Annotated in this window: 14 protein-coding genes; 12 read left to right on the top strand and 2 right to left on the bottom strand. The window is 63.8% G+C overall.

Going from position 1 to position 18,625, the window contains the following annotated elements:
- Positions 1-79 precede the first annotated feature (79 nt).
- Positions 80-970, bottom strand: coding sequence for an esterase/lipase family protein (locus BM315_RS14895; RefSeq protein ID WP_090502341.1), 891 nt, complete (start codon positions 968-970; stop codon positions 80-82).
- Positions 971-1,201: 231 nt separating this feature from the next.
- Between BM315_RS14895 and BM315_RS24685 the strand changes: the two genes are divergently transcribed.
- Positions 1,202-1,342, top strand: coding sequence for a hypothetical protein (locus BM315_RS24685; RefSeq protein ID WP_170862227.1), 141 nt, complete (start codon positions 1,202-1,204; stop codon positions 1,340-1,342).
- Positions 1,343-2,339: 997 nt separating this feature from the next.
- A complete protein-coding gene (locus BM315_RS14890; protein ID WP_090502339.1) occupies positions 2,340-2,936 on the top strand; it encodes a cytokinin riboside 5'-monophosphate phosphoribohydrolase in 597 nt (198 codons plus the stop codon).
- A gap of 262 nt (positions 2,937-3,198) precedes the next feature.
- Here BM315_RS14890 and BM315_RS14885 read toward each other — a convergent pair whose 3' ends face one another.
- Positions 3,199-3,471, bottom strand: coding sequence for a hypothetical protein (locus BM315_RS14885; RefSeq protein ID WP_090502337.1), 273 nt, complete (start codon positions 3,469-3,471; stop codon positions 3,199-3,201).
- 234 nt (positions 3,472-3,705) lie between these two features.
- On the opposite strand from BM315_RS14885, the gene BM315_RS14880 reads away from it, so the two are divergent.
- The 10 genes from BM315_RS14880 to BM315_RS14835 all read left to right on the top strand — a co-directional run bounded on the left by BM315_RS14880 (position 3,706) and on the right by BM315_RS14835 (position 18,580).
- Positions 3,706-3,882, top strand: coding sequence for a hypothetical protein (locus tag BM315_RS14880; protein WP_090502334.1), 177 nt, complete (start codon positions 3,706-3,708; stop codon positions 3,880-3,882).
- 282 nt (positions 3,883-4,164) lie between these two features.
- On the top strand, positions 4,165-7,119 hold the full coding sequence (locus BM315_RS14875; protein WP_090502332.1) for a sensor histidine kinase: 2,955 nt from the start codon (positions 4,165-4,167) through the stop codon (positions 7,117-7,119).
- Between the two features lie 34 nt (positions 7,120-7,153).
- Positions 7,154-8,572 carry a sigma-54-dependent transcriptional regulator gene (locus BM315_RS14870; RefSeq protein WP_090502330.1) on the top strand — a complete coding sequence of 473 codons (1,419 nt, stop codon included), beginning with the start codon at positions 7,154-7,156 and terminating at the stop codon, positions 8,570-8,572.
- An 877-nt stretch (positions 8,573-9,449) separates the two neighbouring features.
- The gene (locus BM315_RS14865; RefSeq protein WP_090502328.1) at positions 9,450-10,856 is read left to right on the top strand and encodes a polynucleotide adenylyltransferase PcnB; all 1,407 of its coding nucleotides are present in this window, start codon (positions 9,450-9,452) and stop codon (positions 10,854-10,856) included.
- Entirely contained in the window at positions 10,856-11,347 is a 492-nt protein-coding gene (gene folK / locus BM315_RS14860) for a 2-amino-4-hydroxy-6-hydroxymethyldihydropteridine diphosphokinase (RefSeq protein WP_090502326.1), read from the top strand. The genes BM315_RS14865 and folK overlap by 1 nt, the downstream gene beginning before the upstream one ends.
- Positions 11,348-11,710: 363 nt before the next feature.
- Positions 11,711-12,511, top strand: a complete 801-nt coding sequence (gene panB, locus BM315_RS14855; RefSeq protein WP_090502324.1) for a 3-methyl-2-oxobutanoate hydroxymethyltransferase — start codon at positions 11,711-11,713, stop codon at positions 12,509-12,511.
- Entirely contained in the window at positions 12,508-13,368 is an 861-nt protein-coding gene (gene panC, locus BM315_RS14850; RefSeq protein WP_090502322.1) for a pantoate--beta-alanine ligase, read from the top strand. Before panB ends, panC begins: the two co-directional genes overlap by 4 nt.
- Positions 13,369-13,647: 279 nt before the next feature.
- A complete protein-coding gene (pgi, locus tag BM315_RS14845) occupies positions 13,648-15,312 on the top strand; it encodes a glucose-6-phosphate isomerase (RefSeq protein WP_090502320.1) in 1,665 nt (554 codons plus the stop codon).
- A 326-nt stretch (positions 15,313-15,638) separates the two neighbouring features.
- Entirely contained in the window at positions 15,639-17,576 is a 1,938-nt protein-coding gene (gene acs, locus BM315_RS14840; RefSeq protein ID WP_090502318.1) for an acetate--CoA ligase, read from the top strand.
- 128 nt (positions 17,577-17,704) lie between these two features.
- Entirely contained in the window at positions 17,705-18,580 is an 876-nt protein-coding gene (locus BM315_RS14835; protein WP_090502316.1) for an oxygenase MpaB family protein, read from the top strand.
- Positions 18,581-18,625: the final 45 nt, after the last annotated feature.

The following is an 18,625-nucleotide window of genomic DNA, read 5'->3' as shown; positions in this document are numbered from 1 at the left end:
AACCAACTTGGAGCCGGCGATGTGCCAGCAGCCGGCCTCTGGCGGCCCGCCTTGCACTGGCGCACGCATGGGCCGCGCGCTACAACCCGGCGGCGTGCAGGCGCCGGGCATGCTCGACGAACAGGCCCACGGGATCGGCGCCCTTGCCGACCAGGCCGAAGCTCTGGTTGACGATGTCGAAGTGGTCGAGCGCAAAGTCATCGCCGATCACCGTCCCCAGGTGCGAGCTGTAGCGCCCGACCATGCCGTCGCACTGCCCGGCTTCGCGCTGAAAGGTGCGGGCGAACAGGCGGCAGGCCCGGTTCGGCCCGTCGAAGCGGTTGCCGCCACGATCGGTGATGCCGGGCTGCAAGGTGCCGGACCAGGAGTAATAGCGCACGCCATCGACCTCGGCGGCGCCCTCGCCGCCCCAGGTATCCGGCAGGCCTTGGGGGAATCGCCGGTTGAAGGCGGCGACGCCCTCGGTGGTCAGCGATTGCTGGGCGGCGGCGACATCGATGGGCAGGCGCGGGCCCGTGTAGCCGGTCTCCAGCCAGGCCATGCAGAACGCCACGGCGCGCAACAGCAGCGCCAGCACGCGCTCGCGCAGGCTGCCGTGGGGGGCCTTGCGCTGGAGATAGTCGGCCAGCTCCGAGCCATGATTGGGCCCGGCCACCGAGGTCACCGACGCGACCCATTCCGGCCGCAAAGCCGCGGCGTAACGCGCGCTCAGCGCGCCCTGGCTATGGCCGACCAGGTGCACCTTGGCGGCGCCGGTTTGCTCGAGGATCTGGGCGATGCGCTCGAGCAGTTGCTCGCCACGCACCTCGCTGGAATGCACCGGAGACACCAGCACCGGGAAGACCCGGGCGCCCTGGCGACGGAGCGCCGAGACGATGCCGAACCAATAGGAATAACCGAGCAAACGAATGAAGCCGAGCAAGCCCGGCACCAATACCAGGGGATAACGTGGCGCAGCACTATTCGACATCACTCATCTTCCCTGTTTGAAACCTGTGGATCGGCTGCCACCAGTCACGTTGGCATGCGCGCAATGTGCGGCCAACCATAGGCTAAAGCCGGCGAAAACACGGCTGGCGCGGCGCCGACGCCATAATCACCAGGATCGATGGCCACTATCAGGTCGTTCAACTTCTTATTAACGGCCAAGTCCCTAGTATTGCCTCCTGTAGCCATTGAACCCCACCTGGAGGAGCCGATCATGAAAAGCCCATTCGTTATCAGCCTGCTTCTGAGCCTGCTCGCCAGCAGCGCCTTCGCCCTGCCGAGCAACAATCCGCCACCGCTGCTCGGCGAGGTGAAGGACAGCCGGCAGGAGGTCCTGCCGCAGGACCGCCGATAGCCAGGTAGCACAACACCTCGCAGCAGGCCCGACCCGGGGCGATAGCGGACAGAGTCCCCTCCGCCAGCACAAGCATCGCGCCGGGGCGGCCCTCCCACAACAGCAGCGCCAAGCCTGGATAACCCTCGGCGTGATCCAGATGCGGGCCTGTCCAGATAGCCAGGCAGCACAGCACCCCGTAGGAGGCCCGACCCGGGGCGATAGCGGACAGGGTCCGCGCCCCGATTGCGCGCGACACAAATCGGCGCGCCGGATCGGCAACCGATGCTGCAATTGCACAAAAAACCAGCAATTACGGCCACGCTTAGTCTTCTGTGGTCTGGGCACAAGCGCGCTCAGCTTATCCACAGATCGTTCCACAGCTGCACTGGATAACTATTCCGAGAGCACCGGATACGCCAAACAAATCCTTGAAATAACAGGATTATTCCTTGACCTGAAGCGAGTCGACATGCCCTTGCCGAGCGCCCGGATGAATCGATCAAAAACCGATCAAGCCACGCAAAGCCACGACTGCCAAGGCATTCAGCCAGGCATACAGAGTTACCCACAGGCCTACCCACAATAGTCGTGGACAACTTCCCACCTTTACCCGCAAGCCCTGAATAAGTTTCCCAAGCACTTGTTTTATCGATAAAAACAGGGCTGATCAAAAAACACACAGACAGCCCGAACAACCGCACAACTAGGCCTGCGCGAGCCTACACCCATCTTATCCACAGCTCGTTCCACAGTCTTTGTGGGCAACTCGATCGCATACTTATCCACTTGCCAGGCCAGCCCGACGCTATCGCCCTCATCGACACAATCAACCCGCTCGAACGGCACCTGGGTTGTAGCCTGAACGTCAGGCAACAGGAGGGAACCCATGCCCCCGGATGACCTGTTACGCAGCCTGCTCGCCGCCTATGCCGCTGGCGCCAGTGGCAGCATGAGCGCTTGGTAGACGACCGCAGACTGGTTACTCTGTGAGCCCCTCGGCAGTCAGGAAGCGAGCATGACCTTGCGTTCAATTTGCGTGTTCTGCGGCGCCAGCCCCGGCGCTCGGCCGCTCTATCGCCAGGCGGCGGAAAACCTCGGCCGTCATCTCGCCGAGCAAGGGCTGCGTCTGATTTACGGTGGCGGCGCGGTCGGTCTGATGGGAGTGGTGGCAGATGCGGCTCTGGCCGCGGGCGGCGAGGTCATCGGCATCATCCCGCAGAGCCTGGAGCGCGCCGAAATCGGCCACCCAGGCCTGACCCGCCTGGAAGTGGTCGACGGCATGCATGCGCGCAAGGCCCGCATGGCCGAGCTCAGCGACGCCTTCATCGCCTTGCCCGGCGGGCTCGGCACCCTGGAGGAGCTGTTCGAGGTGTGGACCTGGGGGCAACTCGGCTATCACCGCAAGCCGCTCGGCCTGCTCGATGCGGGCGGGTTCTACAGCAGGCTCGGCGAATTCCTCGACCATCTGGTCAGCGAAGCTTTCGTGCGTTCCCAGCACCGCGCCATGCTGCAACTCGGCGAATCGCCGCATGAACTGCTACAGCTGTTGCGTGACTGGCAGCCGAGCGCCGCGCCAAAATGGGTGGAGCGCGAACCTGGCTTCGGCGATTAGGGTCTGTTGCCGTTTCATCGCGACCGCGCCGGAGCCTGTTTTAGCGCGAGGCAAGGCACGAGACGCGAAGTTTGGTCGTTCCAAATGAGCGTCGAGAAACGCCACATCGCGCTAAAACAGGCCCGGCCCTGCGGGTTGCGCGGAAAATCTCGCCATGCGTTGTTGCAGGACTTGGCAAGGGAACAACCATTACCGGCGTCCTACGCCTAGCCTGGCGAGATTTTTCGCGGCAACGCGGCTTGCGCTGAAACGGCAACAGACCCTAGCTCGCAGAATGCAGCTGGACTTCCACCACGGCATCGTCACGCGCCGGCTGCACCACACCGGTCAGTTCGCTGATCAGCGCCCACTGCTGATCGAGCTCCTTGCTGACCGCTTCCAGCCTGACGATCATCCGTGAACCGGCACCACGCACGCTGGGGTCGGCGCTGCGCATCAGGTCGAATGACAGGGTGGTTATCGCGGCGGTCAGGTGGGTGAGGCTGCGCGAGTTGAGGGCGAGGAGTTCGCTGAGCTGCTGTTCTTTGGGTGACATAGTGGCCTTTCCTTGGCGGGCATAAGCAGTGTGTATGAAGGGCAACGAGGATTCTCGCTGGCGCCAGCCACTGCAATGGACAAGATATTACCCCAGCGGTTCATCAGCGCAAGCTGCGCACAGCCCCTGTACCCCTTGAACGCCGGCAGCAATCTTGCCCAGACAGGCGGCCTCGACCTACGCAGGCCGGCGCGCATCCGTTACCATCGCGCCACTCACGAAAAGAGATGCGGCATGTATATCTATCGATTGGTTCTGATCCTGGTAGTGGGGATCTACCTGTTCTCCCCGGCGATCATGGACTGGTGGATCGACCCCAGCGGCGCCTGGTACCGGCCCTACTCGCTCTGGCTGATCCTGATCGTGGTGACCTTTATCCTGCAGAGTCAGCATGATGCCGATGAGCTCTGAGGCATGGCGGGGAAACCTGGTGACCACCCTTTATCATTCTTCGCAGAGCCAGCGTGATGCCGATGAGCTCTGATTCGTACCGGCGAAAGCCCCCGGTGACCGCCCTTTATCATTCTTCGCAGAGTCAGCATGATGCCGATGAGCTCTGAGGCATGGCGGCGAAACCTGGTGACCGCCCCTTATCATTCTTCGCAGAGCCAGCCTGATGCCGATGAACTCTGATCCGTACCGGCGAAAGCCCCCGGTGACTGCCCTTATATCTTTATTCGCAGAGTTAACGTGATGCTGACGAGCTTTAGCCTTAGCCAGCTGATTCTGATCAGCGCCGCCTACCTGCTGGTGCTGTTCGGCGTGGCCTGGGTCAGCGAACACGGCCTGATCCCGCGCGCGATCATTCGCCACCCGCTGACCTACACCCTGTCGCTTGGCGTCTATGCCAGCGCCTGGGCGTTCTACGGCACGGTGGGCCTGGCCTACCAGTACGGCTACGGTTTTCTCGCCAGTTACCTCGGGGTGTCCGGGGCCTTCCTGCTGGCGCCGGTGCTGCTCTATCCGATCCTGCGCATTACCCGCACTTACCAGCTATCGTCGCTGGCCGATCTGTTCGCCTTCCGCTTTCGCAGCACCTGGGCCGGCGCCCTGACCACCGTATTCATGCTGATCGGCGTGCTGCCCTTGCTCGCTCTGCAGTTCCAGGCGGTGGCCGACTCCATCGGCATCCTCACCCGCGAACCGGTGAAGGAACGGGTGGCGCTGGCCTACTGCGGGCTGATCATCCTCTTCACCATCCTGTTCGGCGCCCGCCATATCGCCACCCGCGAGAAGCACGAAGGCCTGGTATTCGCCATCGCCTTCGAGTCGGTGGTCAAACTGACCGCCATCGGTATCATCGGCATCTATGCGCTGTATGGCGTATTCGATGGGCCGCAGGATCTGGAACGCTGGCTGGTGCAGAACCAGGCGGCCCTGGCCAGCCTGCATACGCCACTGCAGGAAGGCCCCTGGCGCACCCTGCTGCTGGTGTTCTTCGCCTCGGCCATCGTCATGCCGCACATGTACCACATGACCTTTACCGAAAACCTCAACCCGCGGGCAATGGTCAGCGCCAGTTGGGGCCTGCCCTTGTTCCTGCTGTTGATGAGCCTGGCGGTGCCCCTGATTCTCTGGGCCGGCCTCAAGCTGGGCGTCACCACCAACCCGGAATACTTCACCCTCGGCCTGGGCATCGCAGTCAACAACCAGACCCTGGCGCTGATCGCCTATGTCGGGGGACTGTCGGCGTCCAGCGGCCTGATCATCGTCACCACCCTGGCGCTGTCCGGCATGGTGCTCAACCACGTGGTGTTGCCGCTCTATCAGCCCCCCACCGAAGGCAATATCTACCGCTGGCTGAAGTGGACCCGGCGCGCGCTGATCGTCGCCATCATCATGGCCGGTTACGGTTTCTATCTGCTGCTGGGTGCCGAGCATAATCTGGCCAACCTGGGCATCGTCGCCTTCGTCGCCACCCTGCAGTTCCTCCCCGGCGTGCTCTCGGTACTGTACTGGCCGACAGCCAACCGCCGCGGTTATATCGCCGGCCTGCTGGCAGGCATCGGCGTCTGGGCAGTGGGCATGCTGCTGCCGATGCTCGGCAACCTGCAAGGCTTCTACATCCCCGCACTCAACCTGATCTATGTGCTGGACGACAGTAGCTGGCATTTCGCGGCCATCGCCTCGCTGGCGGCCAACGTGCTGGTGTTCACCCTGATCTCGCTGTTTACCGAGGCCAGCCCCGAGGAGAAGAGTGCCGCCGAAGCCTGCGCCGTGGACAACGTGCGGCGCCCGCAACGGCGCGAACTGCTGGCCCAGTCGCCGCAGGAATTCGCCACCCAGCTGGCCAAACCGCTCGGCGCCAAGACCGCCCAGCGCGAGGTCGAGCAGGCCCTGCGCGATCTGCACCTGCCCTTCGACGAAAGCCGCCCCTATGCCCTGCGCCGCCTGCGCGACCGCATCGAAGCCAACCTCTCCGGTTTGATGGGGCCGAGCGTGGCCCAGGACATAGCCGAGACATTTCTGCCTTACAAGGCCGGCAGCGAAACCTTCGTCACCGAGGACATCCACTTCATCGAGAACCGCCTGGAGGATTACCACTCGCGCCTCACCGGTCTGGCCGCGGAGCTCGACGCACTGCGCCGTTACCACCGCCAGACCCTGCAGGAGCTGCCGATGGGCGTCTGCTCACTGGCCAAGGACCAGGAGATCCTGATGTGGAACAAGGCCATGGAGGAGCTCACCGAGATTCCCGCGCATCGCATCGTCGGCTCGCGTCTGTCGGCGCTCGGCGAACCCTGGCGCGAACTGCTGCAGCACTTCATCGAGCTGCCCGACCAGCACCTGCACAAGCAGCGCCTGGGCCTAGACGGCCAGACCCGCTGGCTCAACCTGCACAAGGCGGCAATCGACGAGCCACTGACCCCGGGTAACAGCGGCCTGGTCCTGCTGGTGGAGGACCTCACCGAAACCCAGTACCTGGAAGACAAGCTGGTGCACTCCGAGCGCCTGGCCAGTATCGGTCGCCTGGCTGCCGGGGTGGCCCACGAGATCGGCAATCCGATTACCGGCATTGCCTGCCTGGCGCAGAACCTGCGCGAAGAACGCGAAGGCGATGGCGAGTTGATCGAGATCAGCGCGCAGATTCTCGAGCAGACCAAGCGGGTCTCGCGCATCCTCCACTCGCTGATGAGCTTCGCCCATTCGGGCGGTCACCAACAGGCCGACGAACCGGTGTGCCTGGCCCAGGTGGCGCAAGACGCCATCGGCCTGCTGTCACTCAATAGACGCAGCGTCGAAGTGGAGTTCTTCAATCTGTGCGACGCCGATCACTGGGTGGACGGCGACCCGCAGCGTCTCGCCCAGGTATTGATCAACCTGCTGTCCAACGCCCGCGACGCCTCGCCGCCCGGCGCCGCGATCCGGGTCAGAACCGAAGCGTCGGAACACACCGTCGACCTGATCGTGGAAGATGAAGGCAGCGGTATTCCCAAGGCGATCATCGATCGCTTGTTCGAACCTTTCTTCACCACCAAAGACCCAGGCGAAGGCACGGGGCTTGGCCTCGCGCTGGTCTATTCCATCGTGGAAGAGCATTATGGCCAAATAATAATCGACAGCCCGGCTGACCCCGAGCACCAACGCGGCACCCGCATCCGGGTGACGCTGCCGCGGCATGTCGAAGCGACGTCCAAAGCGAATTGAACCAGCGACCTGAGACCGTCGAGAGACCGAATTAATGCCCCATATTCTGATCGTCGAAGACGAAACCATTATCCGCTCCGCCCTGCGCCGCCTGCTCGAACGCAACCAGTACCAGGTCAGCGAAGCCGGCTCGGTGCAGGAGGCGCAAGAACGCTTCAGCATTCCCGGCTTCGACCTGGTCGTCAGCGACCTGCGCCTGCCCGGCGCACCGGGCACCGAACTGATCAAGCTCGCCCAAGGCAAACCGGTGCTGATCATGACCAGCTACGCCAGCCTGCGTTCTGCCGTCGACTCGATGAAGATGGGCGCGGTCGATTACATCGCCAAACCCTTCGACCATGACGAGATGCTGCAGGCCGTGTCGCGCATCCTGCGCGAACGCCAGGAGGTCCGACAGGCGCCGAGTACACCCGCCAGCACAACGGGCCGCGGCAGCGAAAAAACCGTCGACAACAGCAATGGCGAGATCGGCATCATCGGCTCCTGCCCGGCCATGCAGGAGCTGTACAGCAAGATCCGCAAGGTCGCGCCGACCGACTCCAATGTACTGATCCAGGGCGAGTCCGGCACCGGCAAGGAACTGGTTGCGCGCGCCCTGCACAACCTGTCCAGGCGCGCCAAGGCACCGCTGATTTCGGTGAACTGCGCGGCCATCCCGGAAAGCCTGATCGAGTCCGAACTGTTCGGCCACGAGAAAGGCGCCTTCACCGGCGCCAGCGCCGGCCGCGCCGGTCTGGTCGAGGCCGCCGATGGCGGCACCCTGTTCCTCGACGAGATCGGCGAGCTGCCGCTGGAAGCCCAGGCCCGCCTGCTGCGCGTGCTGCAGGAAGGCGAAATTCGCCGGGTCGGCTCGGTACAGTCGCAAAAAGTCGATGTACGGCTGATCGCGGCGACCCACCGCGACCTGAAGAGCCTGGCCAAGGTCGGCCAGTTCCGCGAAGACCTCTACTACCGTCTGCATGTCATCGCCCTGAAACTGCCGGCACTGCGCGAGCGCGGCAGCGACGTGAGCGAAATCGCCCGCGCCTTCCTCCTGCGTCAATGCACACGCATGGGTCGCGACGGCCTGCATTTCGCCGCGGATGCCGAACAGGCCATTCGGCATTACGCCTGGCCGGGCAACGTGCGCGAACTGGAGAACGCCATCGAGCGCGCGGTTATCCTCTGCGAAAACACGGCTATCTCGGCTGAGCTGCTGGGCATCGACATCGAACTGGACGACCTGGATGACGACGACTTCCCCGGCCTGGCGGCACAGGCCAGCAGCACCAGCCTCGAGCCGACCGAGGATCTGTCGCTGGAAGACTATTTCCAGCACTTCGTCCTCGAACATCAGGATCACATGACCGAAACCGAACTGGCACGCAAACTCGGCATCAGCCGCAAATGCCTGTGGGAACGCCGTCAGCGTCTGGGCATTCCACGGCGCAAGACCGGCGCGACCGCCGACTAGTGTCGCGTCAACCATGAAATGTCGGTTCAAGCCCAATGCTGTTCACTTAAGCCAAGTGAACAGCATTTTTTGTAGCCCGGATGCAATCCGGGGACATTCATCGCCGACAGAACCGCTCCCGGATTGCATCCGGGCTACAGGTTTCGATGCAGCTAGGTGCTGAGCTTGCGAAGCCTGCGCGGGTCGGCGGGCGAGGCAAGGTGACAGATTGCCGGGCACAAGGTTCCCCTCGCTGTTACCGATTCAACACCTCGTAACAAAGTCCGGGGCTTATGGTAACGAACGCATGGCTTTTTCATGGCGAACGCTCACCCATAAATCACCCTAAGCCTTTGTTTTAAAAGGATTCAAAAAAACTGGCACGGCTCATGCTGTATCTCTGAAACAACAACAATAACAAGCACTGCCCAGACAATAAAAACAAGACGTATCGACTCCAGCACAACAAAAACAACACCGCGGAGGCGCAGCTAACTGATTCTTTTGGAAAGGAATTGCCTTTGGGGCTTGCCCCACAACCAGACAGAGAACAACAAAACTGCCTCGAAGCAGCTCCCGTACTGGTTGGGTCACGCACTGATCATGGCAGCGTCAGCATTCAAAACAATCCGTTTGCTATTAACTCCTGGCTTGGGAGGCTTTCAGAGGGTCCTTGACTCGATGGAACGGGCAACTCAACAAAAACAACAAGCCCGCCATAACAATAAAAACAAAGCACGCACCTACTTGGGGGGGAGCTTCGGCTCCCCCAGTAGCTTCCGCGAAATACCTCTCTTCCGCTGCTTCCTACACCATCTCCCGACTCAATGCTAGAATCCGCGCCATTCCAGTGGCCAGCGTTTATCCTGGCCTGTCATTTCGTCAAACAGTGCATCCCATGCTGAAAAAGCTGTTCAAGTCTTTCCGTTCCCCGCTGCGCCGCGGCAAACATCCGCACAGCACCCCCGAAGTGCTGAACAGTAGCCAGCACCCGATCAACCGCGGGGAAATCAGCCGCTACGCCATCAGCGTGGTCGAGCGCCTGCAACATGCCGGCTACCAGGCCTACCTGGTCGGCGGCTGCGTGCGCGACCTGCTGCTCGACATCGACCCCAAGGATTTCGACGTGGCCACCAGCGCCACCCCCGAGCAGGTCCGCGCCGAATTCCGCAATGCCCGGGTGATCGGCCGGCGGTTCAAGCTGGTGCATGTGCACTTCGGTCGGGAAATCATCGAAGTCGCCACCTTCCGCGCCAACCACCCCGAGGGCGACGAGGAAGAGAACAGCAACCTGTCTTCGCGCAACGAGAGCGGACGCATCCTGCGCGACAACGTCTACGGCAGCCTGGAGAACGACGCCCAGCGCCGCGACTTCACGATCAATGCCCTGTACTACGATCCGGCCACCGAACGCATTCTCGATTACGCCAATGGCGTGCACGACATCCGCAACCACCTGATCCGCCTGATCGGCGACCCGACCCAGCGCTATCAGGAAGACCCGGTGCGCATGCTGCGGGCCGTGCGCTTCGCCGCCAAGCTGGACTTCGATATCGAGAAACACAGCGCCGCGCCTATCTACAAACTGGCCCCGATGCTGCGCGATATCCCTTCCGCACGCCTGTTCGACGAAGTGCTCAAGCTGTTCCTTGCCGGTTACGCGGTCTACACCTATGAACTGCTGGTCGATTACGGCCTGTTCGGGCAACTGTTTCCCGCCAGCGCCGCGGCGCTCAAGCACAACCCGGACTACACCGACTGCCTGATCCGCAACGCCCTGGCCAACACCGACCTGCGCATCCAGCAGGGCAAGACGGTGACGCCCGCGTTCCTCTTCGCCGCCCTGCTCTGGCCGGCGCTGCCGGCACGCGTCATCAAGCTGCAGGAGCGTGGCCTGCCGGCGATCCCCGCGATGCAGGAAGCGGCCCAGCAGCTGATCAGCGAACAGTGCCAGTTGATCGCCGTACCCAAGCGTTTCACCCTGCCGATCCGCGAGATCTGGGATATGCAGGAACGCCTGCCGCGGCGCAGTGGCAAGCGCTCCGACCTGCTCCTGGAAAACCCGCGGTTTCGCGCCGGTTACGACTTCCTCCTGCTGCGCGAGAGCGCCGGCGAGGAGACTGGCGGCCTCGGCGACTGGTGGACGGACTACCAGGACGCCAGCGACAGTGAAAGGCGCGGCATGATTCGCGACCTCAGCAGCCAGGACGACAGCGCTGCACCGCGCAAGCGGCGGCGCAGCGGCAGCAAGCGCAAACGCGCGCCCGGCGCCAGCGGTGCGCCCAAGCCTGCTGCCGGCGAATAATGCAGCGCGTGTATCTCGGTCTCGGCAGCAACCTTGCCGAGCCGCTCGCGCAACTGCGCGGCGCCCTCAAGGCGCTGGCCGCGCTGCCGCGCTCGCAGCTAGCCGGCACCTCCTCCTTCTATGCCAGCGACCCGCTCGGCCCGGCCGATCAGCCGCGCTATGTCAACGCCGTGGCGGCGCTGGATACCGCGCTGGAACCTCTGCAACTGCTCGATGCCCTGCAAGCCATCGAGCTGAACCAGGGCCGTGAGCGCAAAGCCGAACGCTGGGGGCCACGCACCCTCGATCTGGATATCCTGCTATTCGGCGACCTGATACTGAACGCGCCACGCCTGCACGTGCCGCATTACCACATGCACGCCCGGGCCTTCGTGCTCTACCCGCTGGCCGAGCTGGCCCCCGAGCTGCGTCTGCCCGACGGCCGCGCCTTGCAGGACCTGCTCGCCGCCTGCCCCTTCGCAGGCTTAGAACGTCTGTCTGACGGTCCGTAGGATGGGTTAGCCGCCCAGGCGATGCCCGGCAAGACCGCATTTTCTGCGCGGCGTAACCCATCATTACGGCGTACCTGCTGACGCCCTGTTGGGTTACGCGGCGCCTCGAATCCGTGACTAGCTCTGGAGTTCAGCCGCCGCTAACCCAACCTGCGACCCACACCAGCACTCCAGCCCCAACTCTACGCGAGCACACAGACGGTAACGCCAGTAACAGATCGGTAACACCTGTAATTGACTTCGCGTCGCCCCATCAGGACTATAGGCGTCCCGTTGCCCCGCACCGGTGCCACCGAGGCCAATGCAGGCCACTTTGAAGCAGCGATTGACTGCTCGCCGAACGCCTGAGTGAGGACGATTGTTATGCCTGACGTTACCCTGACCACCCTGCAAAGCCTCAAGCAGAGCGGCGAGAAAATCGCCATGCTGACCTGCTACGACGCCACCTTCGCCCAGGCTGCCTGCCAGGCCGGGGTCGAGGTGCTGTTGGTCGGCGACTCCCTGGGCATGGTGTTGCAAGGTCACGACAGCACCTTGCCGGTCAGTGTCGCCGACATGGCCTACCACACCGCGTGCGTGAAACGCGGCAACCAGGGCGCCCTGATCCTCGTCGACCTGCCCTTCATGGCCTACGCCACCAGCGAGCAGACGCTGCACAACTGCGCGACGCTGATGCAAGCCGGCGCGCACATGGTCAAACTCGAGGGCGCGGCCTGGCTGGCCGAACCGATCCGTCTGCTGGCCGAGCGCGGCGTACCGGTCTGCGCGCACCTGGGCCTGACCCCGCAAGCGGTGAATATCCTCGGCGGCTACAAGGTCCAGGGCCGTCAGGAAGCCCAGGCGCGGCAGATGCGCGCCGACGCCATGGCCCTGGAACAAGCCGGCGCGGCCATGCTGCTGCTCGAGTGTGTGCCCAGCGAACTGGCCGCAGAAATCAGCCAGGCGGTGAAGATCCCGGTAATCGGCATAGGCGCCGGCGGCGCCACCGATGGCCAGGTGCTGGTCATGCACGACATGCTCGGCCTGTCCCTGAGCGGTCGCACGGCCAAGTTCGTGAAGAACTTCATGGCCGGCCAAAGCAGCATCCAGAACGCGCTCAGCGCCTATGTCAAGGCAGTCAAAGACGGCAGTTTTCCTGCAACCGAACACGGATTCTCCGCATGAACACGGTTAAAACCATCCGCGAACTGCGCGCAGCCGTCGCCCTGGCCCGCGCCGAGGGCAAGCAGATCGGCTTCGTCCCGACCATGGGCAACCTGCACGCCGGACATATTGCCCTGGTCGAGAAAGCCGCCCAGCGCGCCGATTTCGTGGTCGCCAGCATCTTCGTCAACCCGTTGCAGTTCGGCCCCGGCGAAGACCTGGGCAGCTACCCGCGCACCCTGGCCGCCGACCAGGAGAAACTCCTCGATGCCGGCTGTCACCTGCTGTTCCATCCGGAGGTGGACGAGATGTACCCCGGCGGCATGGCCGGCCAGACCCGGGTCAGCGTGCAAGGGGTCTCCGAAGGCCTGTGCGGCGCCAGTCGGCCCGGCCATTTCGACGGCGTCGCCACCGTGGTGACCAAGCTGTTCAACCTGGTGCAACCCGACCTCGCCGTATTCGGCCAGAAGGACTTCCAGCAACTGGCGGTGATTCGCACCCTGGTGCACGACCTGAACATGCCGGTGCAGATTTTCGGCGAGCCGACCATCCGCGCCGACGATGGCCTGGCATTATCCTCGCGCAACGGCTACCTGAACGCCGAACAACGCGCCGCCGCACCCACCCTGTACCGCAGCCTGCAACAGGTCGCCACTGCACTTGGCGGCGGTGAGCGCGACTTCGCCAAGCTGGTCGAGGCGGCTCGCCAGCAACAATTGACCGCCGGCTTGCGCCCGGACTACCTGGAAATTCGCGAGGCGAACAGCTTGCGTCCGGCAACTGCCAGCGATCGCCAGCTGGTGATTCTGACCGCGGCTTTTCTCGGCAGCACCCGCCTGATCGACAACCTGACCCTCGACCTCGACGCCACGGCTTGATCGACGCGTGCGTCGGCATGCAGGCTGGCCAACCGGCGGTACCGCACCGTTAATGCGCTTGCCTAACCCAGGCTCACGCCAGTTACACTGAGCCTCATTCTTGCCGGGCTGCGGGCTGCTGCTTGGCCATGACCCGGTTACCTGTTGCATCGGCTGAAGCGCCTGCAGACGACGTCTTCGGACTATTCAGCCATGGCAACAACCAACAGCTAGAGTGCCCCTTCGTTATCCCGGCGTCGATTCAGCAAAGATCGCTCAAGCACAAGGAAGCCACCCCACATGGCGTACTACCAACACCCCCTCGATGTCACCGCCCTGCCCACCTGGCAGGCCCTCCAGGAACACCGCGCCAGCCTGCAGAGCTTCAGCATGCGCGAGGCGTTCAACATGGACGCGCAGCGTTTCGAGCACCTTTCGTTGAGTAGCTGCGGTCTGTTTCTCGACTACTCGAAAAACCTGATCACCCTGGAAACCCGCGACCTGCTGGTCAGCCTGGCCAAGGAATGCGGACTGGAGCAGGCCATTCGGGCGCAGTTCGACGGCGAGCCGATCAATGCCTCCGAGGCCCGCCCGGCCCTGCACACCGCGCTGCGCCGGCCGATCGGCGACAAGGTGCTGGTCGATGGCGTCGACGTGATGCCCGAGGTGCAGCGGGTGCTGCACCAGATGACCGAACTGGTCGGGCGGGTGCACGACGGCCTGTGGCGCGGCTACAGCGAGAAGCCGATCACCGACGTGGTGAATATCGGCATCGGCGGCTCCTTCCTCGGCCCGCAACTGGTCTCCGAAGCCCTGCTGCCGTTCGCCCAGCGTGGCGTGCGCTGCCATTACCTGGCCAATATCGATGGCAGCTCGTTCCACGAACTGGCCGCCAAGCTGCGCGCCGAAACCACCCTGTTCATCGTCTCGTCGAAATCCTTCAGCACCCTGGAGACCCTGAAGAACGCTCAGGCCGCGCGTAGCTGGTACCTGGCCCAGGGTGGTTCCGAGGCCGAGCTGTATCGGCACTTCATTGCAGTATCGAGCAACACCCGGGCGGCAGTGGCTTTCGGCATCCACGAAGAGAACATTTTCCCGATGTGGGACTGGGTCGGCGGGCGCTATTCGCTGTGGTCGGCCATCGGCCTGCCGATCGCCATGTCGATCGGCATGTCCAATTTCAAGGAGCTGCTGTCCGGCGCCTACAGCATGGACGAGCACTTCCAGAGCGCCCCCTTCGAACAAAACATGCCGGTTCTGCTGGCCCTGCTGGGCATCTGGTACGGCAACTTCTGGGGCGCGCAGAGCCAGGCGATCCTGCCGTACGACCATTACCTGCGCAACATCACCAAGCACCTGCAGCAACTGGACATGGAATCCAACGGCAAGAGCGTGCTGCAGGACGGCAGGCCGGTACAGTGCGCCACCGGGCCGGTAATCTGGGGCGGGGTCGGCTGCAACGGCCAACATGCCTATCACCAACTGCTGCACCAAGGCACCCAGTTGATTCCGGCGGACTTCATCGTCCCGGTGGTCAGCTACAACCCGGTGGCCGACCACCACCAGTGGCTGTACGCCAACTGCCTGTCGCAGAGCCAGGCGCTGATGCTCGGCAAGACCCGCGAAGAGGCCGAGGCCGAACTGCACGCTCAGGGCCTGGACGAGGCCGAGGTGCAGCGCCTGGCGCCACACAAGGTGATCCCCGGCAACCGGCCGAGCAACACCCTGGTACTCGAACGCATCAGCCCGCGCCGCCTCGGCGCCCTGGTGGCGATGTATGAGCACAAGGTGTTCGCCCAGAGCGCGATCTGGGGCATCAACGCCTTCGATCAGTGGGGGGTCGAGCTGGGCAAGGAACTGGGCAAGAGCGTCTATTCGCGCATGGTCGGCGATGAAACCAGCGCTGCCGAAGACGGATCGACCCAGGGCCTGGTCGAGTTCTTCCGCGGCCGCCATCGCGGCTGAAGCATCGCTCGCCCGCAACCCGGCCCTGGCCGGGTTGCGGCTCTATGCGACTGGGTTTCTGCCAACCGGCGGCCACAACAGCGCAGGCCCTAGCAGGCCGTTGAAAAACGTAGGCGAGGCAGCCGAGACAAGGCAAAAACGGCCGAAAAAGCGCAGTTTACGTGTTGTAAATGAGCATTTTGAGGCCGTTTTTAACGCCGTATCGGCAACGTAGGTAGTTTTTCAACAGCCTGCTAGGCGTGGGATTGACCCGCCAACACTGACCCCGGCGTTGGCGCGAGTGCTACCCTTATGCCTATCGCGGCACACAAGAATAGGGACCCGGCATGTTCGAGATCACCCGCCACCCCGTCACCGAGGCCATGCGTCAGCGCGCGCACCTCAACGACGCCGACTACCAGCGCCTGTATCGGCAATCCGTCGAACAGCCGGAAAGCTTCTGGGCCGAGCAGGCCAAGGCCTTTCTCGACTGGTCGAAGCCCTGGGACAAGGTCTACAGCGGCGATCTGAAAAAGGGCCAGGTCAGTTGGTTCAAGGGCGCTCGCCTGAATGTCAGCTACAACTGCATCGACCGCCATCTGGCGCAACGCGGCGAGCAAGTCGCCCTGATCTGGGAAGGCGACAATCCCAGCGAATCCGCCCACATTACCTACAACAAACTGCACAGCCATGTCTGCCGCCTGGCCAACGTGCTGAAAAGCCGTGGCGTGAAGAAAGGCGACAGGGTGTGCATCTATATGCCGATGATCCCGGAGGCGACCTACGCCATGCTCGCCTGCGCGCGCATCGGCGCGGTGCATTCGGTGGTGTTCGGCGGTTTTTCCCCCGATGCCCTGCGCGACCGCATCCTCGATGCCGATTGCCGCACGCTGATCACCGCCGACGAAGGCGTACGCGGCGGCAAGTACGTGCCGCTCAAGGCCAACGTCGACAAGGCACTACAGAGCTGCCCGAACGTCAGCACAGTGGTGGTGGTCGAGCGCACCCAGGGCGAGGTCGACTGGGTTCCCGGCCGCGACATCTGGTATCACCAAGCGCTGCAAAGCGCCGCCAGCGATTGCCCGCCGGAGCCGATGGACGCCGAAGCCCCACTGTTCATCCTCTACACCTCGGGCAGCACCGGCAAGCCCAAGGGCGTGCTGCACAGCACCGGCGGCTACCTGCTGATGGCCGCCATGACCCACAAGTACGTGTTCGACTACCACGAAGGCGATATCTACTGGTGCACCGCCGACGTCGGCTGGGTCACCGGCCACAGCTATATCGTCTACGGCCCGCTGGCCAACGGCGCCACCAGCCTGGTCTTCGAAGGCGTGCCCAACTACCCGGACGCCTCGCGCTTCTGGCAGGTGATCGACAAGCACCAGGTGAACATCTTCTACACCGCACCGACCGCCATCCGCGCGCTGATGCGCGAAGGCACGGGCCCGGTCGAGAAGACCTCGCGCAGCAGCCTGCGCCTGCTCGGCTCGGTGGGCGAGCCGATCAACCCGGAAGCCTGGGAGTGGTACTACCACGTGGTCGGCGAGATGCGCTGCCCGATCGTCGACACCTGGTGGCAGACCGAGACCGGCGCCATCCTGATCACCCCGCTGCCCGGCGCCACCGACCTCAAGCCCGGCTCGGCGACCCGGCCGTTCTTCGGCGTACAGCCGGTGCTGCTGGACGAACAGGGCCATGAAATCGACGGCCCTGGCAGCGGCGTGCTGGCGATCAAGGCCAGCTGGCCGAGCCAGATCCGCAGCATCTACGGCGACCATCAGCGCATGGTCGACACCTACTTCAAGCCCTATCCCGGCTACTACTTCACCGGCGACGGCGCGCGCCGCGACGAGGACGGCTACTACTGGATCACCGGGCGGGTCGACGACGTGATCAACGTCTCCGGCCATCGCATCGGCACCGCCGAGGTGGAAAGCGCCCTGGTGCTGCACGACGCGGTCGCCGAGGCGGCGGTGGTCGGTTACCCGCACGACCTCAAGGGCCAGGGCATCTACGCCTTCGTCACGCCGATGAACGGGGTGGACCCCAGCGACGAGCTGAAGACGGAACTGCTGGCCCTGGTCGGCAAGGAGATTGGCAGCTTCGCCAAGCCGGAGCTGATCCAATGGGCGCCGGGTCTGCCCAAGACCCGCTCGGGCAAGATCATGCGGCGCATTCTGCGCAAGATCGCCTGCAACGAACTGGACAGCCTCGGCGACACCTCGACCCTGGCCGACCCGACGGTAGTCGACAACCTGGTCAGCCAACGCCTGAACCAATAACGCCGTGCCCATGCAGGAGCCAGGGGGACGCTCAGTCCTTGCTGTGGTTCGGCATTCCGACGATCCGCACCTGATCGCCAGCAAGCTGGCTCCTACAGACTCTCCCCTCACCCGAGCCGTAGTTCCTCATGGAATTTCTTCGCCGCCACATCGAGACCCAGGTGTTCAGCCTCAGCGGCATCGCCCTCGGCCAGATCGACTTCGAACACCCCAAGGGCGACCCCGGCCTGTTCGGCCCCGATTCGGTGAGTTGGCAGGTGCATGGCGACTTCACCAGCATGCTGATCGGCGGCATCAGCGCCCTGCTGCTGCAGGCACTGCATCCGCTGGCCCTGGCCGGGGTCTGGGACCACTCGAACTTCCGCAACGACCTGCTCGGCCGCCTGCGGCGCACCGGCCAGTTCATCTCCGGCACCACCTTCGGCGCCCGCGCCGATGCCGACTGGCTGATCGACAAGGTCAAACGCATCCACCTGCAGGTGACCGGCACGGCGCCGGATGGCCGTCCCTATGCGGCCAGCGACCCGGCCCTGCTGACCTGGGTGCATGTGGCCGAGGTGCACAGCTTTCTCCAGGCCCATCTGCGCTACCGTAATCCGCGGCTGAGCGCTGCCGATCAGGATCGTTACTACGCCGAGATCGCCCTGGTGGCCGAGCGCCTCGGCGCCAGCCAGGTGCCGCGCTCGCGCAGCGAAATCGCCGCCTACCTGAGCGCCATCCGCCCGCAATTACGCTGCGAGCAGCGCTCCCGGGAGATTCTGCAGATTCTGCGCAATGCCCCGGCACCCAGCGCACTCGCCGTGCCTGTGGCCAAACTGCTGACCCAGGCCGGCATCGACCTGTTGCCGGACTGGGCGCAGAGCATGCTCGAACAGCCCATCGGGCCACTGCGCAGCCGCTTGATTCATGGCGGCGTGCACAGCCTGGCGCCGGTATTGCGCTGGGCGGTGCGCAACAGTGCCATCCACCGCGCGCGCAAACGCCTGGCGCTGCCGCCCGCCTGATGCCGCCCCCAAGCAGCATCCTTTAGCAGGTGACCGGCCGGTTCG

It is taken from the genome of Pseudomonas borbori (assembly GCF_900115555.1).
Taxonomy (GTDB): domain Bacteria; phylum Pseudomonadota; class Gammaproteobacteria; order Pseudomonadales; family Pseudomonadaceae; genus Aquipseudomonas; species Aquipseudomonas borbori.
The sequence above is the reverse complement of the archived record's forward strand: the minus strand, read 5'-3'. Positions and strand labels throughout refer to the sequence as shown.

Bases quoted from the DNA above. Each gene is read 5' to 3' on its own strand.
- BM315_RS14870 (WP_090502330.1), top strand. From the start codon at position 7,154: ATGCCCCATATTCTGATCGTCGAAGACGAAACCATTATCCGCTCCGCC.
- BM315_RS14885 (WP_090502337.1), bottom strand. From the start codon at position 3,471: ATGTCACCCAAAGAACAGCAGCTCAGCGAACTCCTCGCCCTCAACTCG.
- BM315_RS24685 (WP_170862227.1), top strand. From the start codon at position 1,202: ATGAAAAGCCCATTCGTTATCAGCCTGCTTCTGAGCCTGCTCGCCAGC.
- acs (WP_090502318.1), top strand. From the start codon at position 15,639: ATGTTCGAGATCACCCGCCACCCCGTCACCGAGGCCATGCGTCAGCGC.
- BM315_RS14835 (WP_090502316.1), top strand. From the start codon at position 17,705: ATGGAATTTCTTCGCCGCCACATCGAGACCCAGGTGTTCAGCCTCAGC.
- folK (WP_090502326.1), top strand. From the start codon at position 10,856: ATGCAGCGCGTGTATCTCGGTCTCGGCAGCAACCTTGCCGAGCCGCTC.
- pgi (WP_090502320.1), top strand. From the start codon at position 13,648: ATGGCGTACTACCAACACCCCCTCGATGTCACCGCCCTGCCCACCTGG.
- panC (WP_090502322.1), top strand. From the start codon at position 12,508: ATGAACACGGTTAAAACCATCCGCGAACTGCGCGCAGCCGTCGCCCTG.
- BM315_RS14890 (WP_090502339.1), top strand. From the start codon at position 2,340: ATGACCTTGCGTTCAATTTGCGTGTTCTGCGGCGCCAGCCCCGGCGCT.
- BM315_RS14865 (WP_090502328.1), top strand. From the start codon at position 9,450: ATGCTGAAAAAGCTGTTCAAGTCTTTCCGTTCCCCGCTGCGCCGCGGC.
- panB (WP_090502324.1), top strand. From the start codon at position 11,711: ATGCCTGACGTTACCCTGACCACCCTGCAAAGCCTCAAGCAGAGCGGC.
- BM315_RS14875 (WP_090502332.1), top strand. From the start codon at position 4,165: ATGCTGACGAGCTTTAGCCTTAGCCAGCTGATTCTGATCAGCGCCGCC.
- BM315_RS14895 (WP_090502341.1), bottom strand. From the start codon at position 970: ATGTCGAATAGTGCTGCGCCACGTTATCCCCTGGTATTGGTGCCGGGC.
- BM315_RS14880 (WP_090502334.1), top strand. From the start codon at position 3,706: ATGTATATCTATCGATTGGTTCTGATCCTGGTAGTGGGGATCTACCTG.